This window comes from Streptomyces sp. NPDC026206 (assembly GCF_040638465.1).
Taxonomy (GTDB): Bacteria; Actinomycetota; Actinomycetes; order Streptomycetales; family Streptomycetaceae; genus Streptomyces.
In genome coordinates, this window is record NZ_JBEZYL010000004.1 from 278577 (window position 1) to 304869 (window position 26293).

Here is a 26293-nt window from a genome sequence, read left to right on the forward strand (position 1 = left end):
GCGACGGCGCGAGCGGCGTGCCCGCCGACGGGGGTTCGTCAGGGGCCGGTCAGGGTTCGGTCAGGGGGAGGACCACATCGCGTCGTTCCGAGTCGCTCAGCGCCTCAATACCGAACACAAAGCACTCCTTAAACACCCGGGTCAGGCAGTTTTGCCAATCGGCTTCCGTTGCCGGACCCCGCCCGTACGCTGATGCACAGCGTCGGTGGGGGCCGACGCTGATCAGGGGGCGAGACAGGCAGGTACGACGCCCGGGGTGGGGTAGTTGTCAGGGCACGGCGGCGGCCGTGCGCGTGTGGCGGCCCCAGGTTCGGGCGCCGTACCCGCACTGCCCTTGCCTACCGGGATATGGGGGTGGTTGTGGCACGTATTCGGGTATTGGTGGTCGACGACCACCGCATCTTCGCCGAGTCGCTCGCCGCCGCCCTCGCGGCCGAGCAGGACGTGGACGTCTCGGCGGCCGGCAGCGGACCGGCGGCGCTGCGCGCACTGGAGCGCGCGGCGGCTGAGGGGCGGCGCTTCGACGTCCTGCTGATCGACGCCGACCTCGGCACGGTCGGCTCGGACGTCGTGCAGGTGCCGGGCCAGCTCCGTGGTCCGGGCCAGGACGGCTCGGGGCCGGGCGAGGGTGTGGTGGACGGCATCTCGCTGGTGGCCAGGGTGCGCTCGGGCCATCCGGGCGTACGGACCGTGGTGCTCGCCGAGCGCGACGACCCACGGCGGGCCGCGGCCGCGCTGCAGGCGGGTGCCGGCGGCTGGGTCGCCAAGGACTGCTCGCTCTCGCGCCTGCTGTCGGTCATACGGGGCGTGCTGCGGGACGAGACGCACCTGCCGCCCGCCCTGCTGACGGGCGTCCTGCGGGAGCTGACGGCCGCGCGCAAGCACCGCACGGAGAGCGAGCGCCTGGTGGAGTCGCTCACCCCGCGCGAGCGCGAGGTGCTGCGCTGCATGGTGGCCGGGCTCGGCCGCAAGGCCGTTGCCGAGCGGCTCTACCTCTCCCCGCACACCGTCCGCACCCACATGCAGAACGTCCTGGGCAAGCTCGGCGTGCACTCCACGCTGGCCGCCGTCGCGCTGGCCCGCCGGGCCGGGGTCGGCCCGGTGGACCTAGCCGGGGACGTTGTCGAACGGGGCGGTCAACTGGCGTAGCAGAGCGGCCAGTTCGCTGCGCTGGGCGGAGGACAGCTCGGCGAGGATGGCGTGCTCCTGGGCCAGCAGCCCGGCGAGTGCCTGGTCGGCGCGGTCCTGCCCTTCGGCGGTGAGGCGGACGAGCACACCGCGCCGGTCGGTGGGGTCGGGCTCGCGCTCGACCAGGCCCTTCTTGGCGAGCCTGTCGATGCGGTTGGTCATGGTGCCCGAAGTGACCAGGGTCTGGGTCAGCAGCTGCCCCGGCGAGAGCTGGTAGGGCGCCCCGGCGCGGCGCAGGGCGGTCAGGACGTCGAACTCCCACGGCTCGAGCTCGTGCTCGGCGAACGCGATCCGCCGGGCACGGTCGAGGTGCCGGGCGAGCCTGCTGACCCGGCTGAGCACCTCGAGTGGTTCCACGTCGAGGTCAGGGCGCTCCCGGCGCCATGCTGCGACCAGCCGATCGACCTCGTCCTCCATGACGATCAGTGTAGAGGGTGTGTCGACATGAAGTCTCTTGACGTCAAGATAAATGTGTGGAGATCCTGAGATGCCGACATCCGCAGGATCCGCCGGGAGGCCTCGCCATGCACGCCGCATCCACCCCCGCACCCACCTGGGACCCCCGGCAGTACCTCCGCCACTGCGGGCCCCGGACCCGACCCTTTCATGACCTGCTCGCCCGGGTCGGCGAGCTGCCCGCGCACCAACCCCAGGGCCGCGGGCCCGCCCGCATCGCCGACCTGGGCTGCGGCGCGGGCAATGCCACGGTGCTCCTCTCGGAGCGCTGGCCCACGGCCCGTATCACGGGCTTCGACAACTCCGCGGCGATGCTGCGCGAGGCGGAGTCCTACGCGGGCGAGACCATCGGCGGCGGTCGCCTGGACTTCGTCCACGCCGACCTCGCCCACTGGACGCCGGCCACGGAGGCCGGCCGGCGGTACGACCTGATCGTCTCCAACGCGGCCCTGCAATGGGTGCCGGGCCACACGGCCCTCTTCCCGGCCTGGCTGGACGCTCTCGCCGACGGCGGCACCTTCGCCTTCCAGGTACCCGGCAACTCCGGCGCTCCCAGCCACGCGCTGCTGCGCGAGCTGTGCGCCTCACCCCGCTGGCGGGCCCGCCTCGGCGAGGCGGGCCACCGGACGGTGGACGTCCTGAAGCCCGAGGAGTACCTGGAGCGGCTGACGGCACTCGGCTGCGAGGTGGACGCGTGGGAGACCACATACGTCCATGTGCTCCAGGGCGAGGACCCGGTCCTCGACTGGATCAAGGGCACGGGGCTGCGGCCGGTCCTGACCGGCCTCGCCGGTGATCCCGCGGCCACGGAGGAGTTCCTCGGCACCTACGCGGCGCTGCTGCGGGAGGCCTATCCGGCCGGGGCCGGGCGGGACGGCGTTTGCGTTCCGGCGGGTGTTCGTGGTGGCCCGCAGAACCGGCTGAAGCAGGCCCGGAACCGTGAGCCCCGCCGTCAGCTCTTGCGGTGTCCCACCAGGCGCGGCTTCGGCTCCAGGCCGTCCAGACCGTGCCAGGCCAGATTCACCAGATGGGCCGCGACCTCGGCCTTCTTCGGCTTGCGCACGTCCAGCCACCACTGGCCCGTCAGCGCCACCATGCCGACCAGCGCCTGCGCGTACAGCGGGGCCAGCTTCGGGTCGAAGCCACGGGCCTTGAACTCCAGGCCCAGAATGTCCTCGACCTGGGTCGCGATGTCGCTGATCAAAGAGGCGAACGTGCCCGTCGACTGCGCGACGGGAGAGTCACGGACCAGGATGCGGAAGCCGTCCGTGGACTTCTCGATGTAGTCCAGCAGGGCGAACGCCGCCTGCTCCAGCAGCTCCCTGGGGTGCCCCGCCGTCAGAGCGCCCGTGACCATGCCGAGCAACTGCCGCATCTCCCGGTCCACGACCACCGCGTACAGCCCCTCCTTGCCGCCGAAGTGCTCGTAGACCACCGGCTTGGAGACCCCGGCCTTCGCCGCGATCTCCTCCACCGACGTGCCCTCGAACCCCCGCTCGGCAAAGAGCGTGCGACCGATGTCCAGCAACTGCTCACGGCGCTCCGCGCCGGTCATCCGCACCCGGCGGGGCCGCGCGCGCCTGCCCCCCGCCGTAGGGGGCAGGTCCTTGTCACCGGTGGTACTGCTCTCGATCGCCACGCTGTCAATCATGCCTTCCCCGGCTACCGCCGGGGGCACCCCTCGGACTGCCGCCGGGACTCGATACGTTCCGCGTCCGGCCAGCGCACGTCGTACGCCCAGCCCGCCTTCTCGAACCAGCGGATGATCCGGGCACTGGAATCCAGCTGCCCCTTCAGCACGCCGTGACGCGCCGACGTCGGGTCGGCGTGGTGGAGGTTGTGCCAGGACTCACCGCACGAGAGCACCGCCAGCCACCACACGTTGCCCGAACGGTCCCGCGACTTGAACGGACGCTTGCCGACGGCGTGGCAGATCGAATTGATCGACCACGTCACATGGTGCAGGAGCGCCACCCGAACCAGCGAACCCCAGAAGAACGCCGTCACGGCGCCCTGCCACGACCACGTCACCAGCCCGCCGACCAGCGGCGGCAGCAGCAGCGAGACCGACGTCCACAGCACGAACTGCCGCGACACCGCCCGGACCGCCGAATCCTTGATCAGATCCGGCGCGTACTTCTGCTGCGGCGTCTGCTCCTCATCGAACATCCAGCCCACATGGGCCCACCACAGCCCCTTCATCAGCGCCGGCACACTCTCGCCGTACCGCCACGGCGAATGCGGGTCACCCTTCGCGTCGGAGAACTTGTGGTGCTTGCGATGGTCGGCCACCCAGCGCACCAGCGGCCCCTCCACCGCCAGCGAGCCCATGACCGCCAAAGCGATCCGCAGCGGCCGCTTCGCCTTGAACGCACCATGCGTGAAGTAACGGTGGAAGCCGATCGTGATGCCGTGGCAGCCGATGTAGTACATCGCCACCAACAGCCCCAGATCCAGCCAGCTCACGCCCCAGCCCCAGGCCAAGGGAACGGCCGCGAGCAGCGCGACGAACGGCACGGCGATGAAGAGCAGCAGCGTGATCTGCTCGACCGAACGCTTGCTGTCGCTGCCCAGCGTGCCGGCGGGCAGCACAGTCTCCTGGGCCTTCGGCGCATCTTCGATCACGTCGGGGCTTGCAGTCATGGATTCCCTCATGGGGCTCGGAGCATGGCTACGGTTCCGTAACCTACGGCTTCGTAAGTATGGCAGGGCGCACCAGGTGGGCAAGAGGCTGTGGACAACCGCGCGTCGTGCGGAGACCTATGCTGGGGACGTCGGACAGCGCGGTCCGCCACCCCTCCAGACGTGCTCAGAAACACTGCAAGGAGCCGCACCTGTGAGCAGTGCCGACCACATCACCGTCGCCGCCGGAAACCCGCAGCTCAGCGAGGACGACGCCGCCGCACAGCGCAGCGCCGCCCTGCGCGCCGACATCCGCCGCCTCGGCGACATCCTCGGCGAGACCCTCGTCCGCCAGGAGGGTGAGGAGCTCCTCGCCCTCGTCGAACGGGTACGCGCCCTGACCCGTACGGACGGCGTGGCCGCCGCCGAGCTGCTCGGCGCCACGGACCCGGAGACCGCCGCCAAGCTCGTACGGGCCTTCTCCACCTACTTCCACCTGGCCAACGTCACCGAGCAGGTCCACCGCGGCCGCGAACTGCGCGCCAAGCGCGACGACGAGGGCTCGATCCTCGCCCGCACCGCCGACCAGCTCAAGGAAGCCGACCCCGAGCACCTGCGGCATGCCGTCCAGCACCTCGGCGTGCGCCCGGTCTTCACCGCGCACCCCACCGAGGCCGCCCGGCGCAGCGTCCTCAACAAGCTCCGCCGCATCGCCGAGCTCCTGGACACCCTCGGCAGCGGCGACAGCCGCCGCACCGACGTACGCCTGGCCGAGAACATCGACCTGCTCTGGCAGACCGACGAGCTGCGCGTGGCCCGCCCCGAGCCCACCGACGAGGCCCGCAACGCCATCTACTACCTCGACGAACTGCACGCGAACGCCGTCGGCGACGTCCTGGAGGACCTCGCCGCCGAGCTCGACCGCGTCGGCGTCCCCCTTCCGGCCGACACCCGTCCGCTGACCTTCGGCACCTGGATCGGCGGCGACCGCGACGGCAACCCGAACGTCACCCCCCAGGTCACCTGGGACGTGCTGATACTGCAGCACGAGCACGGCATCACCGACGCCCTCGAACTGATCGACGTCCTGCGCGGGGCCCTGTCGAACTCCATCCGCAACAGCGGAGCCACCGAGGAGCTGCTGACCTCCCTGCAGCGCGACCTCGAACTCCTGCCCGAGATCAGCCCCCGTTACAAGCGGCTGAACGCGGAGGAGCCCTACCGGCTCAAGGCCACCTGCATCCGCCAGAAGCTCGTCAACACCCGCGAGCGCCTGGCCAAGGGCACCACACACCAGGACGGCCGCGACTACCTGGGCACAGGCGAGCTGCTGGCCGACCTCCAGCTCATCCAGGACTCGCTGCGCGCCCACCGCGGACGGCTCATCGCCGACGGCCGGCTGGAGCGCGTCCTGCGCACCCTCGCCGCCTTCGGCCTGCACCTGGCCACCCTGGACGTCCGCGAGCACGCCGACGCCCACCACAACGCCCTCGGCCAGCTCTTCGACCGCCTCGGCGAGGAGTCCTGGCGCTACGCCGACATGCCCCGCGACTACCGCCGCCGGCTGCTCGCCAAGGAACTGCGCTCACGCCGCCCGCTCGCACCCAGCCCCGCTCCCCTGGATGCCGGGGGTGCGAAGACGCTGGGGGTGTTCCATACGATCCGTGAGGCGTTGGAGCGGTTCGGGCCGGAGGTGGTGGAGTCCTACATCATCTCGATGTGCCAGGGCGCCGATGATGTGTTCGCGGCTGCGGTGCTGGCCCGTGAGGCGGGTCTGGTGGATCTGCACGCGGGGTGGGCGAAGATCGGGATCGTGCCGCTGCTGGAGACCACGGACGAGCTCAAGGAAGCCGACCGCATCCTCGACGAGATGCTCGCCGACCCCTCCTACCGCCGCCTGGTCGCCCTGCGCGGTGATGTCCAGGAAGTCATGCTGGGCTATTCGGACTCCTCGAAGTTCGGGGGGATCACCACCTCGCAGTGGGAGATCCACCGTGCCCAGCGCCGTCTGCGTGACGTCGCCCACCGCTACGGGGTGCGGCTGCGGCTCTTCCACGGCCGGGGCGGGACCGTGGGGCGGGGCGGCGGCCCCACCCACGACGCGATCCTCGCCCAGCCCTGGGGCACCCTGGAGGGCGAGATCAAGGTCACCGAGCAGGGCGAGGTCATCTCCGACAAGTACCTCATCCCCGCTCTCGCCCGCGAGAACCTCGAACTGAGCGTGGCCGCGACCTTGCAGGCCTCCGCCCTGCACACCGCCCCCCGCCAGTCCGATGAGGCACTCGCCCGCTGGGACGCGGCCATGGACACCGTCTCCGACGCCGCCCACGGCGCCTACCGGCGCCTGGTCGAGGACCCGGACCTGCCCGCCTACTTCTTCGCCTCCACCCCCGTCGACCAGCTCGCGGAGCTGCACCTGGGCTCACGCCCCTCCCGGCGCCCGGACTCCGGGGCGGGCCTGGACGGACTACGGGCCATCCCGTGGGTGTTCGGCTGGACCCAGTCCCGCCAGATCGTCCCCGGCTGGTACGGCGTCGGCTCCGGCCTCAAGGCCGCCCGCGAAGCAGGCCTGGAGACGGTCCTGGACGAAATGCACACCCGCTGGCACTTCTTCCAGAACTTCCTCTCCAACGTCGAGATGACCCTGGCCAAGACCGACCTGCGCATCGCCCAGCACTACGTCGACACCCTCGTACCCGACGAGCTCCGGCACGTCTTCGACACCATCAAGACCGAACACGCCCTCACCGTCCAGGAAGTCCTGCGCATCACCGGCGAAACCCAGCTCCTGGACTCCAGCCCCGTCCTGCGCCAGACCTTCCACATCCGCGACGCCTACCTCGACCCGATCTCCTACCTCCAGGTCACCCTCCTGGCCCGGCAACGCCAGGCCACCGCACGCGGCGAGGAACCCGACCCCCTGCTGTCACGGGCACTCCTCCTGACCGTCAACGGTGTCGCCGCCGGCCTGCGCAACACCGGCTGACCGCCGGGGCTCCGCCCCGGACCCCGGTCCTCAATCGCCGGACGGGCCGGCGATCCAGCCCGTCCGGCGATTGAGGACAAAAGGGGCGGGGGTCTACGCGTTGTACGTGGTCTGCGCCCGCTCCAGACCATCGACGATCAGCGTCTCGACCGCGTCCGCGGCCCGGTCCACCTCGAAGGCCAGCTCCTTGCGCTCGGTGGACGAGAAGTCCTTGAGCACGAAGTCCGCCACCTGCATCCGGCCCGGCGGCCGCCCGATGCCGAAGCGCACCCGGCAGTAGTCCGGCCCCATCGCCTTCGTGATGGACTTCAGGCCGTTGTGGCCGTTGTCACCGCCGCCCAGCTTCAGCCGCAGCTGCCCGAAGTCGATGTCCAGCTCGTCGTGCACCGCCACGATCCGCTCGACCGGCACCTTGTAGAAGTCGCGCAGCGCGGCCGTCGGCCCGCCCGACAGATTCATGAACGACATCGGCTTGGCGACGACCACCCGGCGGCCCGACGGACCGGGCGCGCCCAGCCTGCCCTCCACGACCTGGGCCCGCGCCTTGTGCGCCTTGAACTTCGCCCGCATCCGTTCGGCGAGCAGGTCGGCCACCATGAAGCCCACGTTGTGGCGGTTGCCCGCGTACTCGGGGCCGGGGTTGCCGAGGCCCACGATCAGCCAGGGGCTCGAGTCGTCCGTCATCTGCATATCTCCTTCATAGCCAACCGCCGCCCCGCTCCAGTGGAGCAGGACGGCGGTCGCAAAGAAAAACCGGAGTTATCCGGAGTACCGGGGATCCGAGGATCAGGCCTCGGTGCCCTCGGCACCGGCCGCAGCCTCGACCGAACCGGCGACGACGTGCAGGACGACGGTCTCGCCGTCGACGGCCAGCGCGGCACCGGCCGGCAGGACGATGTCCTTGGCGAGGACGGAGGCACCGGCCTCGAGGCCCGCGATGGAGACGGTGACGGACTCGGGGATGTGCGTGGCCTCAGCCTCGACCGGCAGGGCGGTCAGGGTGTGCTCGAGCAGGTTGCCGCCCGGGGCCAGGTCGCCCTCGGTCTGAACGCGGATCTCGACCGTGACGGTCTCGCCGCGCTCGACGACCAGCAGGTCGACGTGCTCGATGAAGCCCTTGAGGGCGTCACGCTGGACCTGCTTGGGGATGACGAGCTCGGTGCGGCCCTCGATGTCCAGGGAGAGCAGGACGTTCGGGGTCTTCAGCGCCATCATCAGGTCGTGGCCCGGCAGGGACACGTGGACCGGCTCGCCGCCGTGACCGTAGATGACGGCCGGAACCTGGGCCTCGCGGCGGATGCGGCGGGCAGCGCCCTTGCCGAAGTCGGTACGGGCGGCGGCGGTGAGCTTGACCTCAGCCATGGTGCACTCCTCGTGAGCAGTCAATGGGGCGGTTACCCGGCCCACGACAGGCCTGCTACGAAGAGCGCGTCGATAACGGACCGCCGCACACCGCGCTTCGTGAAAAGCGGTGCGGCCTCCCTCGCCGAGCAACTCGATGAGTCTACCCGGTGGGGAGGCCGCTCCGAAATCGATCAGCACGCCTGCATGATCGTTACATCAGCCGGGCCCGGCTCAGCCCGGTTCGTTCAGCCCAGTTCGTCGAAGAGGCTCGTGACCGAACCGTCCTCGAACACCTCGCGCACGGCCCGCGCGATCGTCGGCGCGATGGACAGCACCGTGATCTTGTCGAGCTCCAGCTCGTTCGGGGTGGGCAGGGTGTCGGTGAAGACGAACTCGCTCACCTTCGAGTTCTTCAGCCGGTCCGCGGCCGGACCGGAGAGCACACCGTGCGTGGCCGTCACGATGACGTCCGCGGCACCGTGTGCGAACAGCGCTTCGGCTGCGGCGCAGATCGTGCCACCGGTGTCGATCATGTCGTCGACGAGCACGCAGACACGGCCCTTTACGTCACCGACGACCTCATGAACCGTGACCTGGTTGGCCACGTCCTTGTCGCGACGCTTGTGGACGATCGCCAGCGGCGCACCCAGACGGTCGCACCAGCGGTCGGCGACCCGCACCCGGCCGGCGTCGGGGGAGACGATGGTCAGCTTGTCGCGGTCCACCTTCGCGCCCACGTAGTCGGCGAGGATCGGCAGCGCGAACAGGTGGTCCACCGGGCCGTCGAAGAAGCCCTGGATCTGGTCCGTGTGCAGGTCGACCGTGAGAATGCGGTCGGCACCCGCGGTCTTCATCAGGTCCGCGATCAGGCGGGCCGAGATGGGCTCACGGCCACGGTGCTTCTTGTCCTGACGGGCATAGCCGTAGAACGGCAGGATCACGGTGATGCTCCGGGCGGAGGCCCGCTTCAGAGCATCGAGCATGATCAGCTGCTCCATGACCCACTTGTTGATGGGAGCCGTGTGGCTCTGCATCAGGAAGCAGTCGGCGCCGCGCGCCGACTCCTGGAAGCGGACATAGATCTCGCCATTGGCGAAGTCGAAGGCCTTGGTCGGGACCAGGCCGACGCCCAGCTGGTACGCGACCTCCTCGGCAAGCTCGGGGTGGGCGCGGCCGGAAAAGAGCATCAGCTTCTTCTCGCCGGTCGTCTTGAACCCGGTCACAGCACAGTCTCCTTGGATGTCGCTTTGAGTGCGCTTATCACGGTACGCCCCAGACGGCGTCCCGCGTCACGGTCACTGCTCGCCGTCGGGCTCCTGGCGAGCTGCGGAAGCGGCCTGTGCGGCGGCACTTCCCGGGCGCTTACGAGCAACCCAACCCTCGATATTCCGCTGCTGGCCACGGGCGACAGCGAGCGAACCCGGGGGCACATCCTTGGTGATGACCGAGCCGGCTGCGGTGTACGCGCCGTCCCCGATCGTGACCGGAGCCACAAACATGTTGTCCGATCCGGTGCGGCAGTGCGAGCCGATCGTCGTGTGGTGCTTGTTCACACCGTCGTAGTTCACGAAGACACTCGCAGCGCCGATGTTGGTGTGGTCGCCGATCGTGGCGTCGCCCACGTACGACAGATGCGGCACCTTCGTGCCCTCGCCGATCTCGGCGTTCTTCATCTCGACGTACGCGCCGGCCTTCGACCTGGCACCCAGCCGCGTACCCGGCCGCAGATAGGCGTACGGGCCCACGAGCGCACCCTCACCGATCAGCGCGGAATCCGCCACGGTGTTGTCCACCCGGGCACCGGCGGCCACCGTGGTGTCCGTCAGGCGGCTGTTCGGGCCGACCTCGCAGCCGGTGGCCAGGTGCGTGGCACCGAGCAGCTGCGTGCCCGGCTGCACGAGCGCGTCCGGCTCGAACGTCACCGTCACGTCCACCCACGTCGTCGCCGGGTCCACGACCGTCACGCCGCTCATCATCGCGGCGTGCAGCAGCCGCTCGTTGAGCAGCCTGCGGGCCTCGGCGAGCTGCACCCGGTTGTTGATGCCCAGGATCTCCCGGTGGTCGCCCGCCACGGCGGCCCCCACCCGGTGCCCGGCCTCGCGCAGAATGCCCAGGACGTCGGTGAGGTACTCCTCGCCCTGGCTGTTGTCGGTACGGACCTTGCCGAGCGCGTCCGCCAGCAGCTGCGCATCGAAGGCGAACACCCCGGAGTTGATCTCCCGGATGGCGCGCTGCGCTTCGGTGGCGTCCTTGTGCTCGACGATCGCGGTCACCGCACCCGTGGCCTCGTCGCGCACGATGCGGCCGTAGCCGGTGGAGTCCGGCACCTCGGCGGTGAGCACGGTCACGGCGTTGCCGTCGGCGGCGTGGGTACCGGAGAGCCGCCGGAGCGTCTCGCCGGTGAGCAGCGGGGTGTCGCCGCAGACGACCACCACGGTGCCGTCGAGGGCGATGCCGTTGTCCGACAGCTCCTCCAGGCCCATGCGCACGGCATGGCCGGTGCCGTTCTGCTCGTACTGGACGGCGGTGCGGACGCCGGGGTCGATCTCGGCCAGATGCGCGGAGACCTGCTCGCGGGCGTGCCCGACGATGACCACGAGGTGCTCGGGGTCCAGCTCGCGGGAGGCGGCGACGACGTGTCCGACGAGGGAGCGGCCGCTGATCGCGTGCAGGACCTTGGGGGTGGCCGACTTCATGCGGGTGCCCTCACCCGCTGCGAGGACGACGACGGCTGCCGGGCGGTTGGCGCTCACGGGTGTGCCCTTCGGCTTCGAGGGGGTGGACACCCGCAGGATACCGGGGCGTAAGAGGGGGGAAACGCGCAAGGGTCCTGACCTGGTGGTCAGGACCCTCTGCATTCGAACTTTGAGCTCCCGGGGAAGGAATCGAACCCTCATTCAATGGACCAAAACCATTTGTCCTGCCTTTAGACGACCCGGGATAGTTCGTCCGTTATGTCCGATTCTCTTGATCGGACTGACATGCAGAGACCACTATGCCGTACCACCAGCCTTCAATGCGACGGTACAGGTCGGCTCCCTTCAGGACGCGGACCACGAGGCATCCTCGATAGTCCTCGCCGGTGTTCTTGCGGACGGTCTTCGGATTGTGCTTCTTGAGGCTCGTCTTGCCGAAGCTGCCGACGTCGGGGCCGACGTGTTCTGCCCAAAAGCGCTCCGCCCCGGCGACATCGGCGGACTCGTGGATCAAGAGGTGGAATTTGAGGCGACTCTGATCGACGCCGAGGAGGCGCAGCCAGGCCAGGTAGAGGCTGATCATGTCCGGGTCGCTATTGACGAAGGTGACCCGCTCGCTAGGCCGGTGCGACTTGCTCTTTGTGCCCTCGGACCAGTACAGGGCGACACCCGCGATGAACAGGTCGCGATCGGAGAGTGTGCCGATCTCTTTCGCTGCGGTGGATTTCGCTTGTCGGCGTTCCAGGTCGAGCGCCTGCCGGATCGGCTCCCAGCGGGCCTCGGCCATCGCGCGGCAGTGCTCCCTTATGCGTCGCTCGGGTTTCGGCAGATCCCGCACCCACAGCGACACCGAGCTCTTCGCCACCCCCAGCTCGGCGACGATCTCGTCGTACGTCTTCCCTGCCAGTCGCAGCTCGCGGGCGCGGGCCCGCATGTCTGTCTTCGCTTGGACCATGAGGACAGCCTCTGGGCCTGCCGGGGGCGGAGGCTTCGAATCCGCGACCGATTCAATAGTTCGAGCGAAATGTGTCGCTTTCGGGTGCGGCACGCGCTGTCGTACGAGCAGGAAAACCGGTGGCACCCGCCCGTAGTCTGGGTGGTATGACCACAACGGGGGCAATCGCGGAGGAGGGCGCGCGGGGCGCGCCCATGGGGCCGTGGTGGTGGGCGCGGCGGCGCGGTCTGGTGCTGGATGTGGTGCTGGCTCTGGCGTCGGCGCTGGAGTGTGTGCTGGAGGGGATCTCCTTCGCGCACGACGTGGGGATGCCGGCCGTGCTCGGGGGGCTCATAGGCGCGCCGGCGGGTGCCTCGCTGGTGCTGCGGCGGCGGTGGCCGGTCGCTGTGGTGCTGGTGTCGATCGCGACCACGCCGGCTGAGATGGGGTTCCTGCTCGGCATCGTCGGGCTGTACACGCTTGCTGCTTCGGAGGTGCCGCGCCGGATCATCGTGGTGCTCGCGGGGGCGTCGCTGGCGGGCACGCTGGTGGTGGCCATCGCCCGCTTCCATCAGGACACGGCGGAGGACGGTTACCACCCCGGGCTCTGGGCGATGATCACGTTCTCCGTGGTGATGGCCCTGGGGCTGACGGCGCCGCCGGTGCTGCTGGGGTTGTACGTGGGCGCCCGGCGCCGCCTGGTGGAGAGCTTGCGGGAGCGGGCGGACGGGCTGGAGCGCGAGCTGTCGCTGCTGGCGGACCGGGCCGAGGAGCGGGCCGTGTGGGCCCGTAACGAGGAGCGGACCCGTATCGCCCGGGAGATGCACGACGTGGTGGCGCACCGGGTGTCGTTGATGGTGGTGCACGCGGCGGCGCTGCAGGCGGTGGCGCTGAAGGACCCGGAGAAGGCGTCGAGGAACGCGGGGCTGGTCGGTGACATGGGCCGGCAGGCGCTCACGGAGTTGCGCGAGATGCTGGGGGTGCTGCGCACGGCGCCGGAGGGTGCGGGGCGGGGTGCCGGCGGGCCGGCGTCCTCGGCGGTGCAGTCCGAGCGGCTGGCGGCCGTGGCGGTGGCGGCTTCGGCGCGGGTGCGGGTGCCGTCGGGCGGTGACGGGGCGGAGCACGGGGACGGGGCGGAGCACGGGGACGGCGGGCCGTGCCTGGAGGGGCTGGAGGATCTCGTCGGGCAGTCCCGTGCGGCCGGAATGGCCGTGGAGCTGTCGGTGAGCGGTGACGGGCGTTCGTATGCGCCGGACGTGGAGCAGACCGCGTACCGGGTGGTGCAGGAGGCGCTGACCAACGTCCACAAGCATGCTCCGGGCGCGAAGGCGCTGGTGCGGCTGGCGCACCGGGGGGCCGAGGTGGCGCTGCAGGTGGAGAACGGTCCGTCGGCCGGTGACGCGGGCGCGGGCCCGGGGCTGCCGAGCGGTGGCAATGGACTGGTCGGCATGCGCGAGCGGGTGGGTGCGCTGGGCGGTGTCTTCGTGTGCGGGCCGACGGACGCCGGTGGGTTCCGCGTCTCGGCGGTGATACCCGACCGGCGCTGAGCGTGCGGTGGGTGGGGGCAGGGTTCGCGGTGTCCTGCGCTATGTGTGCGCCGGGCCGGTGGCGGAGAGGCGTGAGGGCCGGGTTCCGGTGACGAGGGTGCCGATGGCGTGGTCGATGTCGGAGCCGAGGTACCAGTCGCCGGTGTGGTCGAGGCTGTAGACGCGCCCGTGTGCGTCGATGACGAGGAGCGCCTGGTCGTCCAGTTCCTGGCCGAGGGGGCAGACGTCGGCGCCGAGGGCGCGGCCGAGGTCGGCGACGGTGCGGGCGAGGTGGAGGCCGTGCAGGGGGTCGATGTGGAAGGGGGTGGGGGCGATGTGCCGGCCGGGGCCGGTGGAGCTGATGTGGAGTCCGCCGAATTCGGCCCATGCCTCGACGGCGGCGGGGAAGACGGTGTGCCGGTGGCCGGCGGGTGAGGTGTGGGCGCGCAGGGTGTCGGCCCAGTTCTCGGCGGTTTTGATGTCCCAGCGGCCGGGTTGCCAGCCGGCTTCGCGCAGGGCGGCGTCCACGTTGACGGGGAAGCGGGTGGCTGCGGTGCGGTCGAATGCGCGCATGGGTGGCGGTCAGTTCCTGCCGTTGGTCGGGGCGCCGGGGTCGACGGTCCGTACGCCGAAGTGGGTCAGGAGCGCGGTGCAGGAGCGGCAGGGAGGGGCGTAGGCGCCGTGGCGGGGGTCGCCGTCCTCGCGGATGTGGCGGGCGGTCAGTTTTGCCTGCTTCAGGGCGCGGCGGGCCTCGCTGTGGGTGAGGGGTTTGCGGGCGGCGCGTTTGCTGCGGCCGGCTTCGAAGCCGGTGAGGTAGCGCGTCAGGAGTACGGTCTCGGGGCAGCGGCCGGTGAAGCGTTCGCGTCGTTCGCTGGTGAGGGTGTCGAGGAAGTCCTGGACCAGAGGGTGAAGTCTGGGCGGTTGGTCTGATTTGCCCGCTGTGCAGGTGAGGGTTTCGCCGCGGACGGACAGGGCGGCTGCCACGGCGGGCAGGATGCCGTCGCGGCGGTGGAGCAGTACGGGCGGCCGGTCGGCGTCCTCGGTGGAGCTCCAGGTGAGCCGGGGGTCGCCGGGCGTGCCGGTGCCCTCCTCGGCGGCTCGGCGGTCCTTCGTTGTGTGCATGGCGGTGTTCCCTCCCGTGCAATCCCCCTGTTGCGGGGATCAGCCTGCCAAATGGGATGGCGGGTGCGGAAGGCAGGTCGGTGTTGCGTGCGCCAGGTGTGTCGAATGATCACTGTGGGGTCACGAGTTGTCGCGGGACGACGTCAGGACGACATCCGTTGGTACGGGTTCGTACGCACCTGCAAGCGTGTGCGCTGACGGTCGGTGGGCGGGGGCGGGCCCGTGCCGGAGGTGCCTTTCTTGCGGCACCGCATAGGCTGTCGGTCACGAGTGTTCCCGGCGTCCGCCGCATGTCCGGGTCTTCAGTGGTCCTGTAGGAGACACAGTCAGCAGGGGGCTTCAGCCATGACGACAGGTCGGCTCGGGCTGGGGGTACCCCCCGGCCCTCAGGCCGGGGAACAAGCCGCGCCGCCGAACGCGGCTTACGCCGGGCAGGTCGTGCACTTCCCGGACCCGGTGCGGCGTGGCCGCTACCCCAAGGGGGTGCGGATCGACGACGAGGGTTATCCGGACTTCTCGCCCTACGCCCGTGCGGCCGCGGAGATCGAGGAGCCGCCGGAGGGCTTCGGCGTCGACGAGCTGCGGCTGACCGACTACGTGTCGGCCAACGCCGCCCAGCACGCGGCCGGGCACGAGCTGTGGGCCAGCCTGTCGCCGGTGGCGACGCCGCACGGCTGGACGTGGCATCACGTGGCCCGTACGCGCCGACTGGAGCTGGTTCCCGCGGAGGTCAAGGCGCTGCTGCGGCACCACGGCGGGCTGTCGACGGCCGCGGTGGACCACGACAAGCGCGGCACGCGTCCGCTGCAGGAGACCCGGCCGGTGCACTTCGCGCTGCCGCAGCGGGACCTGGCGGTCACCGAGGAGCAGGTCCAGGGCGTCGAGGAGGACCTCGGCTACCGGCTGCCCGGTGCGTACCGGGCCTTCCTGAAGGCGGCGGGCGGCTGCGCGCCGGTGGGCGCCGCGCTCGACGCGGAGCTGGGGCTGCTGCTGGACCAGCCGTTCTTCACGGTGCGCGACGAGGCGGCGGTCAACGACCTCGTCTACGTCAACAAGTGCCTGCGCGACCACTTCACCAAGGACTACCTGGGTGTCGGCTTCGTGCAGGGCGGTGTCCTCGCGGTCAAGGTGCGCGGCGAGGCCATCGGTTCGGTGTGGTTCTGCCCGTACGACGACGCCCGGGACCGGGACGGCTGGACGGTGACGGAGCGCGTGGAGCGGCTGCTGCTGCCCTGCGGCGAGGACTTCGACGCGTTCCTGTCGCGGCTGGCCGGCGGCCCGCCGGAGCTGGAGACCGTGGCGAACCTGATGGTGGACGGCGGCTTCGCGTACGCCGTCGCGGTGGAGGGGTGAGCGGCGCAGTGGTGACATTCGCGCAGGCGCAGGAGCGCGCGGAGCGCTGGGTCAACGGCGATGTGCCGTCCTATCTCCAACGCGACGTGCAGGTACGGGAGTTCGACCTGGGTTTCGTGGCCTGGGCCGAGGGCCGCGAGGGCGGTCCCACGGGCGACGGCGGCCGGGTCCGGCTGGTTATCGCGCGGGACAGCGGTGAGACGACGCTGTGGCCGGGACTGCCGGTGGGTGAAGTGATCCGGCGGTACGAAGAGGAGTACGGGGCCGTGGACGAACCGGTAGCGGATGCGGTGCCGCCACGGCGGGTGGACCTGGAGGCGACGTCCTTCCTGCTGAGTCCGCCGCAGTGGCTGCAGGACGCGGCGGACGCGATCGGCATCCCCGACCGCAGGACGGGATCCCCGGCGCCGGAGAGTGCGGATCCTGCTGCGGCGCCGACCGGTGCGGATCCTGCTGCGGCACCCGGGCCTGCGTCCTCGCCCGAACCCGAGGCCGAGCCCGAGCCCGCGCCCGAGCCGTGGGCCGGCGCGGATGTGGGGGAGGCGGGCGGTGACGACCGTTCCGTCGGCCTGCCCGCCACCGTTCTGGCCCCGGCCCTGTCGGGCTCGGACCTCGACGACACCCCGCCGCCGGGGGTCCGCCCGGAGGCGAAGACCGAGCTGATGCCGCAGGGCAGTGCGCTGCCGCGGACGACGATCGCCCCGGCGATCGACGCCCCGGAGGCGCCGGACGCGCCGGACGCGCCGGCTGGCCGGTACGTACGGACGCAGCTGATCTCCCAGCTGGACGAGGCCGGCTTCGGAGCCGGCGCTCCGGGCGCGGCCCAGGGCGCTCCCGGCGCCCCGCAGGCCCCCGGCGACGGTGCGCACGCCGCCGCCACGATGCTGGCGGGCCCCGGCGACCACGGTGCGGCTCCCATGCCGCCGGCGCCTGGTCAGCCCCCGGCGTTCCCGGGCGCTCCGGTCCTGCCGCAGGGCCGGCCCGGCGCCCAGCCCCCCGGCCATCCCGGCGCCCCGCAGCCCCCCGGTCAGCCGGGTGCCCAGGCCCCCGGCGCCTCCGACTTCCGGGGTGCTCCCGGCGTGCCACATGCCCCGGGTGCCCAGGGGCAGCCGCAGGGCCCGGGTGCCCCGGGTGCCCCGGGTGCCCCGGGTGCCTCGGCTCAGCATGCGCAGGGTCCCGGTGCCCCGGGCGTTCCTGGCGTGCCGCACGCCGCGGGTGCTCCGGCTCAGCCGCAGGGCCCCGGTGCGGGTGCTCCCGGCATACCGCATGCTCCGGGTGCTCCGGGGCAGCCGCAGGGCCTTCACGCTCCGGGTCCGGGTCAGCCGCAGGGCCCGGGTGCCCCGGGTGCCCCGGGTCAGCATGCGCAGGGTCCCGGTGCCCCGGGTGTTCCCGGCGTGCCGCATGCCCCGGGTGCCCCCGGTGTGCCTGGTCCGGGTCAGCCCGGCGCCCAGCTGCCGGGTGCGGCCGGTGCCTCCGGCATGCCGCAGGTCCCCGGTCAGCCGGGTGCCCAGGCCCCCGGCGCCTCCGACTTCCCCGGCGCTCCCGGCGTACCGCATGCTCCGGGTGCTCCGGGGCAGCCGCAGGGTCCCGGTGCCCCGGGTCAGCATGCGCAGGGTCCCGGTGCCCCGGGCGTTCCCGGCGTGCCGCATGCCCCGGGTGTGCCTGGTCCGGGTCAGCGCGGCGCCCAGCCGCCGGGTGCCCCCGGCATGCCGCAGGCCCCCGGTGCCCCCGGTGCCCCCGGTGCCCCTGCCTTCCCGGGTGCCCCGGGCGCCCCCGGGCAGCCCCAGGCCCCCGGCGCTCCCGGCGCCCCAGGCGCTCCCGGCCGTCCGCCCGTGCCCGGTGCCCCGCAGGGCCCCGGCGGTGTGCACGCGGCAGCGACGATGCTCGCCAGCCCCGGCACCGCCGGTGCGCCAGGCGCTCCCGGTGCCCCCGCCTTCCCCGGCACACCCCGCCCGCCCGGCACCCCCGGTGCGGCGACTCCGCCGTCCGCCCCGGGAGCCCCGCAGGGCCCAGGTGGGGTGCACGCCGCGGCCACGATGCTGGCCGGCCCCGGCGTCGGCGCGCCCGGCGCTCCGCAGCCGCCGCAGGGTCCCGTGCCCTCCTACGGCTACCCGCAGGCGGCGCCCAGCGGTGTGCCCACGGTCGGGCCCGGCTACATGGCCGTGCTCCGTTACCGGGCGCAGGACGGGTCCGAGCAGCAGCTCATCCGGCGCAGCGCGCCGGGGACGCCGCATCCGGAGTGGCAGATCCTGCATGAGCTGCGTGCCATGAACGTGCCGCCGCAGCAGGTGCTGGAGCTGCACACGGAGCTGGAGTCGTGCGATCTGCCGGGCGGGTACTGCGCGCGGATGATCCGTGAGTCGTGGCCGCAGGTGAGGATCAGTCACACGGCCGCGTACGGGCGGGACCACGTCACCCGGCAGCAGGGCGTGCGGCACCTGGTGGAGCATCAGGGTGAGCTGCACCAGGTGGCGGACGGCCCCGCGCGGCCGGCGCCGAACCGGGTGCCGTTGCCGCACGCGGGCCAGGTGCGGCCGGCGCCGCCGGTGGGGCCCGATGTGATCGGGCGGGAACTCGCCGAGGCGTTCGGCCCGCAGGGCGTGTTCCGGTTCGACCAGCGTGCGGTCTCGCGTCAGGGCGTGCCGGACGTGGTCGCGCAGACGCTCGTGTGGGCGGGGCTGCCGGTGGACTTCGGCCCGTTCTTCTGGGGCCAGGCGCAGGCCGGCCGTCCCGTGCCGACGCTGGCGGAGCTGGCGGCCGAGCGGGGCGTGCGCCCGGCGTCGGACGCCGGTTCGTACCTCGTCATGGGCAGCGACTACGGCCGCCAGCTGTGCGTGCAGTACGGCACGGCGCACATCGTGGCCGTGCCCGTGGAGGCCGGCCCGGACGGTCACCCCGTGCCACCGCAGTTCGTCAACACGAGCCTGCCTCAGTTCGTTCGCTCTTTGGCGCTGCTCGGAAAGATGTGGCGCTGGCGGTACGGGCTGACGCCGGAGCAGGCCGGGCGCTGGACCGTGGACTTTCAGGACCAGCTGGCCGCACTGGACCCGGCGGCCCTGTCGTCGCCGGAGAACTGGTGGGCCGTATTGCTGGAGCAGATGTGGGACGGTCTCTTCTAGCGGCCGGCCGAGGCGTGCGTGGACGGCGCAGGGTAGCCCCGGCCCCGTCCACGGGAGGGCCGGGGTCGGGCGCCCTGTGCCCTGCGCCGCGGAGTGTCGCGTCATGGGCGCTCCGCTTGTCCGGGAATGATGTACGCCAGACCTGTCGCATACCGGATTTCCGGATATAAGGGGCTACAAGGATGAGTTCATCGGTGTCTCCTGACGGTTTCGCTGTCGTACGGGGCCGCGGTTACCGGCCGGAGCAGGTCGACAGCACGATGGCGGAGTGCGCCCGGCAGCGGGATTCCGCCTGGGAGCGGGCCGCACGGCTGACCGTCCTCGCGCGCGAGATGGAGGACGAGGGCCGGCGTCTCGTCCAGGTGGTGGCGAAGCTTCCGCCGCAGACGTACGAAACCCTGGGCCCCCGCGCGCAGGGCCTGGTGACCACCGCCGAGCTGGAGGCCGGGGGGCTGCGGGAGCGCGCCGAGGCCGAGGTGGCCGCGGTGCAGGAGGCCTCCCAGACGTACACCCGTCAGCTCCGCGACGCGGCCCACGAGTACGCGGTGGCGGTACGGGCCGAGGCGGAGGAGTGGGCGCGGCAGGCGCTGCTCGCCGCCCAGACGGTCGCCGACGGGCTGCGGTCGAGCGTGAGCCATGAGGTCAAGGAGCGGCGCGAGGACTCCCTCGCCGCGCTGAAGGACATGAAGCAGCGCTGCGCGCACGTGCTGGCCGAGCAGGAGAAGGAGCACTCCGAGCGCTGGGACGCGGCGGGCCGTGAGATCGCCGAGCGCGAGGCGGCGATGGACGCGCGCGTGGCGGCGCTGGAGGAGTACGCGCGTACCGCTCTCGGTGAGGCGCGGCGGCGCTACGCCGACACGGAGGAGGCCGCCCGGCACGGCCAGGAGGACGCCGAGGCGCAGGCGGCGGCGGTGATCGCGCAGGCCCGGGTGCGCGAGGAGCGGATCGCGCGGGACACCGAGCGGGTGCTGCGCGAGCACGAGGAGCGGCGTGAGGAGCTCAAGTCGCACATGGCGCACGTCCGGCACAGCCTGGCGGCCCTGACGGGCAAGCCGGTGGCCGAGGACGCGGACGCCGGCTGACGGGACGCCGGCCGGGCGGCGCTGCCCCGCCCGCGCAGGGCGGGCGGGACAGCGCGTGGCTCATGCGTTCACTGGGCCGGCTTGGGAGCCGCCGGTGTGGCGGTCCCGGTGGGCTCCGGCGTGGCGGGTGCCGCGACGGTCAGTTCCAGGGTGAGGGTCTTGCCGTCGGCGGTGGCCAGCTGCAGGACGAACGTGCCGGTCCGCTCGTCGGTGAACAGCTCCGGCAGGGTGACCAGGCCGTCCTTGTCGGTCTTGGGGAGGGCGAGCGTGCGCAGCGGCTTGCCCTCCGTGTCCTTGAAGTACGGGCCGGTCTTCGCGGCCGTCTTGCCGTCGGCGTCGAGCACGGTGGCCGTGACCGGGGTGTCGCTGACGGGCTTGCCCTTGCCGAGTGCCTTGATCTGGATCTTCTGCGTGAAGGAGCCCTTCGGCGCGGCCTTGAGGGCGCCGTCGCCGACGCGCACGAGGGTGTCCGCGCGTGGGGCGGGGGCGGTCTTGACGGTCGCGTCGAAGTCGACGGCGATGTCGCGGCCCTCGACGGTGGCGTGGACGGTGAACGGGCCGGGCCAGTCGCCCGCGAGGATCCGCGGAGCGGTGGCGGTGCCGTCCTTCTCGGTGGGCACGGAGACGGAGCGGGCGCCGCCCGGGAAGCGCGCCTTGGTGTGCTGCCCGATGATCTCGAACCGCACACGGGTGCGGTCCGGGGCCGCCTTGCCGGCACCGTCGAGGGCCCGCACGCGCGGCTGCTCGGCGAAGTACTCGTTCGCCGTGGCCTCCAGGGTCTGCTCGCCGACGCGTTCGAGGCGGGTGACCGGGGCCGGGGCGGGCGGGGTGGTCCCGCCGCCGTTGGTCCCGCCGCCCGGCTTGCCTGAATTGCCGGGCTTGCTCGGTTCGGTGGGCTTGGGGGAGGGCTTGCCGGACGGGCCCGGCGTGCTGCCTCCCGCGGGCTTGCCCGGCTTGGTGGTGCCGGGGTTCGCCGGCCAGGACGGCGAGGGCGTGGGAGAGCTCCCCGAGGGGGTGCCCGGCCGGGAGGGCGCGGGGTCGGGCACCGCGCCGACGTTGCTGCTCTTGTACGTACGCATCCAGGCGAGCACGGCGTTGACGTACTCGCGGGACTGGTTGTAGCTGAGGATCGCCTTGTCGAGGTCGCCCGGCTTGTTCAGGTCCTTGCCGCCCGCGCACAGGTAGCGGGCGGTGCCGGCCGCGGCGTCGAAGATGTTGTTCGGGTCCTTGACCCCGTCGCCGTTGCCGTCCTCCCCGAAGCTCTCCCACGTGGACGGGATGAACTGGGTGGGGCCGACGGCCCGGTCGTACTCCCGGTCGCCGTCCCAGCGGCCGCCGTCGGTGTCCTTGATGACGGCGAACTGGCCGCCCGTCAGCCGCGGCCCGAGGATCTGTCTCGCCGTCGACCCGTCCGAACGCAGCCCGTAGGCCGCGGCGTGCTCGGACTCCACCTTGCCGATGCCGGCGACGAGCTGCCAGGGAATGTGGCAGGAGGGGTAGCGCTCCTGCGCGAGCTTCTCGGCGTTCTTGTAGGCGGCGAGGGCGGTCGCGGGAATGCCCGTGGCGCCGTCCGGGGTGTCCCCGGGGGTGGCGTTGGGATCGGGCCTGCCCGTGGCACCCGGGCGGGGCACCAGGTCGGGCAGGGTCAGGTTGGGCACGCCGTGCGGCCGGCTCTGCGGGTTGTCCGTGCCGGGCGAGGGGTCGCCCTGCCCGGTGTGGTGCGGCGGGCTGGCGCCCGCCGCTGCCGTGGTCAGGCCGGCGACGAGCAGAGCAGCGCACAGTCCCTGCCGGGAGACGCTCGCAGCGCGAGTTCGAAGTATCTTCACGGAGGCTGCTTCCTTGGGGAGACCTGCGGCCGTACGAAGGGGGTCGCACGTCAGCCCCCCTCGGCCATAGACCCGAACACTAATTCCCTCAAGCCTCAAATGTCTTGCCCGGGGACAGGCTTCACGGATTCTCCGCCGTTCGTTACCCCACTGGGGGCGCTTCCTGCGCTGTTGTGCGTATCCGACCCCGAGACGCCGCCCTCCGTCGCGGCCCCGTCCCCTAGGGGTCCCTCCGTACGTTCCCCTCCCCCCGGTTCGTACCGCAGCAGGAGGAGCGGGGCTCGGACGCCGCCTAGATTCCTTATGGACGGCCGGGGGGCCGGGGTGGGGTTTGCCCCACCCCGAAGACACGGACGGGCACCATCGTGGCCGCCGCCCCGTCCCGGCAGGCTTGAACCCGTTACTCAGCAGCACAGCTACTCAGCAGCACCACACCCATAGGAGAGACCCACCGTGACAACGGCTGTATCGATTCCCAGGGCCGGGGGCAGCGGAACGCATGCGGCCGTCGCGGCGAAGGCACGTCAGGTCCTGAAGGCCTACGGCTCGGGGGAGACCCGCGTCGTCGCCCTCGACCACGTGGACGTGGACATCGCCCGCGGGCAGTTCACGGCCATCATGGGTCCCTCCGGCTCCGGCAAGTCGACGTTGATGCACTGTCTGGCGGGCCTCGACACCGTCACCTCGGGACAGATATTCATCGACGAGACCGAGATCACCGGGCTCAAGGACAAGAAGCTCACGCGGCTGCGCCGGGACCGGATCGGCTTCATCTTCCAGGCGTTCAACCTGCTGCCGACGCTCAACGCCATCGAGAACATCACGCTCCCCATGGACATCGCCGGCCGCAAGCCCGACCGGGCCTGGCTGGAGCAGGTCGTGGAGACCGTGGGCCTGGCGGGCCGCCTCAAGCACCGCCCCAACCAGCTCTCCGGCGGCCAGCAGCAGCGCGTCGCCGTGGCGCGCGCCCTCGCCGCCCGCCCCGAGATCATCTTCGGTGACGAGCCGACCGGGAACCTGGACTCGCGCTCCGGCGCCGAGGTGCTCGGCTTCCTGCGGCGCTCGGTGGACGAACTGGGCCAGACCATCGTGATGGTGACGCACGACGCGGTCGCCGCCTCCTACGCGGACCGGGTGCTCTACCTGGCCGACGGACGGATCGTGGACGAGATGCACAGCCCGACGGCGGACATGGTGTTCGAGCGCATGCTGCGTTTCGCGCCGGCGGGCAACCCCCGCACCCCCGCCGGCTCCGACGCCCGCGGGCGGGTGTCGTGACCGTCCTCAAGACCTCCCTGCGCAACTTCTTCGCGCACAAGGGACGCATGGCGCTGTCCGCCGTAGCCGTCCTGCTGTCGGTGGCGTTCGTCTGCGGCACGCTCGTCTTCACCGACACCATGAACGCCACGTTCGACAAGCTCTTCGCCTCCACCGCCTCCGACGTCGCCGTCTCACCCCAGAAGAAGGACGACGCCCAGGAGACCGGAAAGCCGCGCACCCTCCCCGGTTCGCTCCAGGGCCGCCTGGCGAAGGTGCCGGGCGTCGCCAAGGTCGAGGGGCACGCCACCAGTCAGCAGATCACTGTCGCGGACGCGAAGAACAAGAGCATCAGCCCCAGTTCCGGCGCCCCCACCGTGGGCACCAACTGGGACGAGAGCCAGAAGAAGTCCGTCGAGATCACCAGCGGCCACGAGCCGCACGGCGCGGGCGAGACCGTCCTGGACGCCGACACCGCGGACAAGCACGGCCTGAAGACCGGCGACCGGCTCCGCGTCATGGCCACGCCGGGCGACTTCACCGTCCGCATCGTCGGCATCGCCACGTACAGGACGACCAACCCCGGCGCGGCCGTCCTCTACTTCGACACGCCCACCGCGCAGGCCAGGCTGCTCGGCAGCGCCGGCGAGTACAGCGGCTACGGGCTGACCGCCGCCTCCGGCGTCAGCGACGAGCAGCTGAAGAAGGACGTCACCGCCGCCGTGGGCACGGACTACGCCGTGCGCACCGCGGCCGAGACCAAGGCCGAGAACAAGAAGGACGTCGGCTCCTTCCTCGACGTCATGAAGTACGCGCTGCTCGGCTTCGCCGGCATCGCCGTCCTCGTCGGCATCTTCCTCATCGTCAACACCTTCTCCATGCTGGTCGCCCAGCGCACCCGCGAGATCGGCCTCATGCGGGCCATCGGCTCCAGCCGCAAGCAGGTCAACCGCTCGGTGCTGGCCGAGGCCCTGATGCTGGGTGTCGTCGGCTCGGTGCTGGGCATCGCAGGCGGCATCGGGCTGGCGGTCGGCCTGATGGAGCTCATGGGCGCCACCGGCATGAAGCTCGACACCTCCGAGCTGACGATCAAGCCCACCACGCCCGTCGTGGGCCTGGCGATCGGCGTCGTCGTCACCGTGCTGGCCGCCTACCTGCCCGCCCGCCGGGCCGGGCGGATCTCCCCGATGGCCGCCCTGCGCGACGCCGGCAACCCCGCCGACGGCAGCGCCGGCAAGGTACGGGCCGCCATCGGCCTGCTGCTGACCGGTGCGGGCGCCGCGGCCCTGCTGGCCGCCGCGAACTCCTCCGACGCCTCGGCCGGCTCGGGGATGCTGGGCCTGGGCGTGCTGCTGACCCTCATCGGCTTCGTGGTCGTCGGCCCGCTGCTGGCCGGGTTCGTCGTCCGCGTCATCAGCGCCGCCGTCCTGCGGGTCTTCGGCCCCGTCGGCCGCCTCGCCGAGCGCAACGCGCTGCGCAACCCGCGCCGTACGGGCGCCACGGCCTCGGCCCTGATGATCGGCCTCGCGCTGGTCGCCGCCCTGTCCGTGGTGGGCTCCTCCATGGTCGCCTCGGCCACGGACCAGCTCGACAAGTCGGTGGGCGCGGACTTCATCATCCAGAGCGAGAACGGCCAGCCGCTCAGCCCGGCCCAGGCCAGGGCCATCCGCTCGGCCGGCGGCGTCGCGCACGTCACCGCCATCACCGGCGTCCATGCCAAGCTGACCCTCCCGGACGGCAGGACCGTCACCGAGTCGATCAACGCCTCCGACCCCACCTACGGCGACGACCTGCGCACCGAGACCGTCCAGGGCACCTTCGCGGACGCCTACGGCAAGGACGCCATGTCGGTGCCGGAAGGCTTCGCCAAGGACCACAAGATCAAGCTCGGCGACCGGCTGACCGTCGCGATGACCGACGGCCGTCGGGCAGAGCTCGAGGTCAAGGCCATCACCTCGGACGACACCAGCCTCAACCAGGGCGCGCTGTTCACCAACATCGCCACGGCCCGGCAGTACCTGCCGGCCGACAGGATGCCGCTGGACGTGATGATGTTCGCCAAGGCCGCCGACGGTAAGGCCGAGGCGGCGGCCGCCTCCCTCAAGGCGGCGGTCGCGGACTACCCGCAGATCAAGGTCCGTGACCAGGCCGACTACAAGGAGCTCGTCAAGGGCCAGGTCGACCAGCTGCTCAACATGATCTACGGCCTGCTGGCCCTGGCGATCATCGTCGCGGTGCTGGGCGTCGTGAACACCCTCGCCCTCTCCGTCGTCGAGCGCACCCGCGAGATCGGCCTCATGCGCGCCATCGGCCTCTCCCGCCGCCAGATGCGCCGCATGATCCGCCTCGAGTCGGTCGTCATCGCCCTCTTCGGCGCCCTGCTGGGCCTCGGCCTGGGCATGGCCTGGGGTGCGACGTCCCAGAAGCTGCTGGCCCTGCAGGGCCTGGGCGTCCTGGACATCCCCTGGCCGACGATCACCGCCGTCTTCATCGGCTCCGCGGTGGTGGGCCTGCTCGCGGCCCTGGTCCCGGCGTTCCGGGCGGGCCGGATGAACGTCCTGAACGCGATCGCGACGGACTGACGGTCGCGGTCCTTCGACGCCGGTCCGGGCGCGCCACGGGGGTGCGTGCCCGGACCGGGGCTTTCCCCCGCCCGGGCCGCACATGCGGCCCGGGCGGCGATCGAGGACACCGCGCGCAGCGCGGCCCGGCGGGTGCCGGTCCGCCGTCGTAACCTGGAGACCCCGGCCCGTACGCACGTGTCGGGCGCTTCGTGTTGTCC

At 71.8% G+C, this 26293-nt stretch carries 19 protein-coding genes, 1 tRNA gene and 1 pseudogene; 9 read left to right on the plus strand and 12 right to left on the minus strand.

The window, feature by feature from the left end; all coding sequences use genetic code 11:
* Nucleotides 1–360: 360 nt before the first annotated feature.
* On the plus strand, nucleotides 361–1149 hold the full coding sequence (locus AB0F13_RS09720; protein WP_362077873.1) for a response regulator transcription factor: 789 nt from the start codon (nucleotides 361–363) through the stop codon (nucleotides 1147–1149).
* On the opposite strand, the gene AB0F13_RS09725 is transcribed toward AB0F13_RS09720, so the two are convergent.
* Complete coding sequence (locus AB0F13_RS09725) at nucleotides 1108–1605, minus strand: MarR family transcriptional regulator (protein ID WP_362077876.1); 498 nt, start codon at nucleotides 1603–1605, stop codon at nucleotides 1108–1110. The genes AB0F13_RS09720 and AB0F13_RS09725 overlap by 42 nt on opposite strands.
* A gap of 107 nt (nucleotides 1606–1712) precedes the next feature.
* On the opposite strand from AB0F13_RS09725, the pseudogene AB0F13_RS09730 reads away from it, so the two are divergent.
* Nucleotides 1713–2568 (plus strand): annotated as a pseudogene (locus AB0F13_RS09730) (trans-aconitate 2-methyltransferase).
* 28 nt (nucleotides 2569–2596) lie between these two features.
* Here AB0F13_RS09730 and AB0F13_RS09735 read toward each other — a convergent pair.
* Together AB0F13_RS09735 and AB0F13_RS09740 are read right to left on the minus strand one after the other, a co-directional pair.
* On the minus strand, nucleotides 2597–3295 hold the full coding sequence (locus AB0F13_RS09735; RefSeq protein ID WP_362077879.1) for a TetR/AcrR family transcriptional regulator: 699 nt from the start codon (nucleotides 3293–3295) through the stop codon (nucleotides 2597–2599).
* 11 nt (nucleotides 3296–3306) lie between these two features.
* Nucleotides 3307–4287: an acyl-CoA desaturase gene (locus tag AB0F13_RS09740; protein ID WP_362077882.1), complete on the minus strand. Its 981-nt coding sequence runs from the start codon at nucleotides 4285–4287 to the stop codon at nucleotides 3307–3309.
* A 277-nt stretch (nucleotides 4288–4564) separates the two neighbouring features.
* On the opposite strand from AB0F13_RS09740, the gene ppc reads away from it, so the two are divergent.
* Complete coding sequence (ppc, locus tag AB0F13_RS09745) at nucleotides 4565–7252, plus strand: phosphoenolpyruvate carboxylase (protein ID WP_362078086.1); 2688 nt, start codon at nucleotides 4565–4567, stop codon at nucleotides 7250–7252.
* A gap of 93 nt (nucleotides 7253–7345) precedes the next feature.
* Here the strand turns inward: ppc and pth are convergent, their stop codons facing one another.
* The 6 genes from pth to AB0F13_RS09775 all read right to left on the minus strand — a co-directional run bounded on the left by pth (nucleotide 7346) and on the right by AB0F13_RS09775 (nucleotide 12247).
* A complete protein-coding gene (gene pth / locus AB0F13_RS09750; RefSeq protein ID WP_362077885.1) occupies nucleotides 7346–7936 on the minus strand; it encodes an aminoacyl-tRNA hydrolase in 591 nt (196 codons plus the stop codon).
* A gap of 102 nt (nucleotides 7937–8038) precedes the next feature.
* A complete protein-coding gene (locus AB0F13_RS09755; RefSeq protein WP_362077888.1) occupies nucleotides 8039–8614 on the minus strand; it encodes a 50S ribosomal protein L25/general stress protein Ctc in 576 nt (191 codons plus the stop codon).
* 227 nt (nucleotides 8615–8841) lie between these two features.
* Complete coding sequence (locus AB0F13_RS09760) at nucleotides 8842–9819, minus strand: ribose-phosphate diphosphokinase (protein ID WP_362077891.1); 978 nt, start codon at nucleotides 9817–9819, stop codon at nucleotides 8842–8844.
* A 72-nt stretch (nucleotides 9820–9891) separates the two neighbouring features.
* Nucleotides 9892–11349: a bifunctional UDP-N-acetylglucosamine diphosphorylase/glucosamine-1-phosphate N-acetyltransferase GlmU gene (gene glmU / locus AB0F13_RS09765; RefSeq protein ID WP_362077894.1), complete on the minus strand. Its 1458-nt coding sequence runs from the start codon at nucleotides 11347–11349 to the stop codon at nucleotides 9892–9894.
* A 117-nt stretch (nucleotides 11350–11466) separates the two neighbouring features.
* A tRNA-Gln gene (locus AB0F13_RS09770) sits at nucleotides 11467–11537 on the minus strand.
* 11 nt (nucleotides 11538–11548) lie between these two features.
* On the minus strand, nucleotides 11549–12247 hold the full coding sequence (locus AB0F13_RS09775; RefSeq protein WP_362077897.1) for a hypothetical protein: 699 nt from the start codon (nucleotides 12245–12247) through the stop codon (nucleotides 11549–11551).
* A gap of 146 nt (nucleotides 12248–12393) precedes the next feature.
* Between AB0F13_RS09775 and AB0F13_RS09780 the strand changes: the two genes are divergently transcribed.
* The gene (locus tag AB0F13_RS09780; RefSeq protein WP_362077900.1) at nucleotides 12394–13773 is read left to right on the plus strand and encodes a histidine kinase; all 1380 of its coding nucleotides are present in this window, start codon (nucleotides 12394–12396) and stop codon (nucleotides 13771–13773) included.
* A gap of 39 nt (nucleotides 13774–13812) precedes the next feature.
* On the opposite strand, the gene AB0F13_RS09785 is transcribed toward AB0F13_RS09780, so the two are convergent.
* Nucleotides 13813–14325, minus strand: a complete 513-nt coding sequence (locus tag AB0F13_RS09785; protein ID WP_362077903.1) for an SUKH-3 domain-containing protein — start codon at nucleotides 14323–14325, stop codon at nucleotides 13813–13815.
* Between the two features lie 9 nt (nucleotides 14326–14334).
* Complete coding sequence (locus AB0F13_RS09790; protein WP_362077905.1) at nucleotides 14335–14874, minus strand: YwqJ-related putative deaminase; 540 nt, start codon at nucleotides 14872–14874, stop codon at nucleotides 14335–14337.
* A gap of 345 nt (nucleotides 14875–15219) precedes the next feature.
* Here AB0F13_RS09790 and AB0F13_RS09795 point away from each other — a divergent pair, with 345 nt between their 5' ends.
* The 3 genes from AB0F13_RS09795 (at nucleotide 15220) to AB0F13_RS09805 (ending at nucleotide 20428) form a co-directional block, all read left to right on the plus strand.
* Nucleotides 15220–16227, plus strand: coding sequence for an SMI1/KNR4 family protein (locus AB0F13_RS09795; protein WP_362077907.1), 1008 nt, complete (start codon nucleotides 15220–15222; stop codon nucleotides 16225–16227).
* 8 nt (nucleotides 16228–16235) lie between these two features.
* A complete protein-coding gene (locus AB0F13_RS09800; RefSeq protein ID WP_362078089.1) occupies nucleotides 16236–19346 on the plus strand; it encodes an SUKH-4 family immunity protein in 3111 nt (1036 codons plus the stop codon).
* Nucleotides 19347–19540: 194 nt separating this feature from the next.
* Nucleotides 19541–20428 carry a cellulose-binding protein gene (locus AB0F13_RS09805; RefSeq protein ID WP_362077910.1) on the plus strand — a complete coding sequence of 296 codons (888 nt, stop codon included), beginning with the start codon at nucleotides 19541–19543 and terminating at the stop codon, nucleotides 20426–20428.
* A gap of 68 nt (nucleotides 20429–20496) precedes the next feature.
* Here the strand turns inward: AB0F13_RS09805 and AB0F13_RS09810 are convergent, their stop codons facing one another.
* Complete coding sequence (locus tag AB0F13_RS09810) at nucleotides 20497–22254, minus strand: lytic transglycosylase domain-containing protein (RefSeq protein WP_362077911.1); 1758 nt, start codon at nucleotides 22252–22254, stop codon at nucleotides 20497–20499.
* A 453-nt stretch (nucleotides 22255–22707) separates the two neighbouring features.
* Here AB0F13_RS09810 and AB0F13_RS09815 point away from each other — a divergent pair, with 453 nt between their 5' ends.
* Nucleotides 22708–23532 (plus strand): ABC transporter ATP-binding protein, encoded by an 825-nt coding sequence (locus tag AB0F13_RS09815; protein WP_362077914.1) that lies wholly within the window; start codon nucleotides 22708–22710, stop codon nucleotides 23530–23532.
* On the plus strand, nucleotides 23529–26093 hold the full coding sequence (locus AB0F13_RS09820) for an FtsX-like permease family protein (RefSeq protein ID WP_362077917.1): 2565 nt from the start codon (nucleotides 23529–23531) through the stop codon (nucleotides 26091–26093). Before AB0F13_RS09815 ends, AB0F13_RS09820 begins: the two co-directional genes overlap by 4 nt.
* Nucleotides 26094–26293: the final 200 nt, after the last annotated feature.

Coding starts and splice junctions, on each gene's coding strand:
- AB0F13_RS09740 (WP_362077882.1), bottom strand. CDS start 4,287: ATGACTGCAAGCCCCGACGTGATCGAAGATGCGCCGAAGGCCCAGGAG.
- AB0F13_RS09780 (WP_362077900.1), top strand. CDS start 12,394: ATGACCACAACGGGGGCAATCGCGGAGGAGGGCGCGCGGGGCGCGCCC.
- AB0F13_RS09795 (WP_362077907.1), top strand. CDS start 15,220: ATGACGACAGGTCGGCTCGGGCTGGGGGTACCCCCCGGCCCTCAGGCC.
- AB0F13_RS09775 (WP_362077897.1), bottom strand. CDS start 12,247: ATGGTCCAAGCGAAGACAGACATGCGGGCCCGCGCCCGCGAGCTGCGA.
- AB0F13_RS09735 (WP_362077879.1), bottom strand. CDS start 3,295: ATGATTGACAGCGTGGCGATCGAGAGCAGTACCACCGGTGACAAGGAC.
- AB0F13_RS09725 (WP_362077876.1), bottom strand. CDS start 1,605: ATGGAGGACGAGGTCGATCGGCTGGTCGCAGCATGGCGCCGGGAGCGC.
- AB0F13_RS09790 (WP_362077905.1), bottom strand. CDS start 14,874: ATGCACACAACGAAGGACCGCCGAGCCGCCGAGGAGGGCACCGGCACG.
- AB0F13_RS09755 (WP_362077888.1), bottom strand. CDS start 8,614: ATGGCTGAGGTCAAGCTCACCGCCGCCGCCCGTACCGACTTCGGCAAG.
- AB0F13_RS09785 (WP_362077903.1), bottom strand. CDS start 14,325: ATGCGCGCATTCGACCGCACCGCAGCCACCCGCTTCCCCGTCAACGTG.
- pth (WP_362077885.1), bottom strand. CDS start 7,936: ATGACGGACGACTCGAGCCCCTGGCTGATCGTGGGCCTCGGCAACCCC.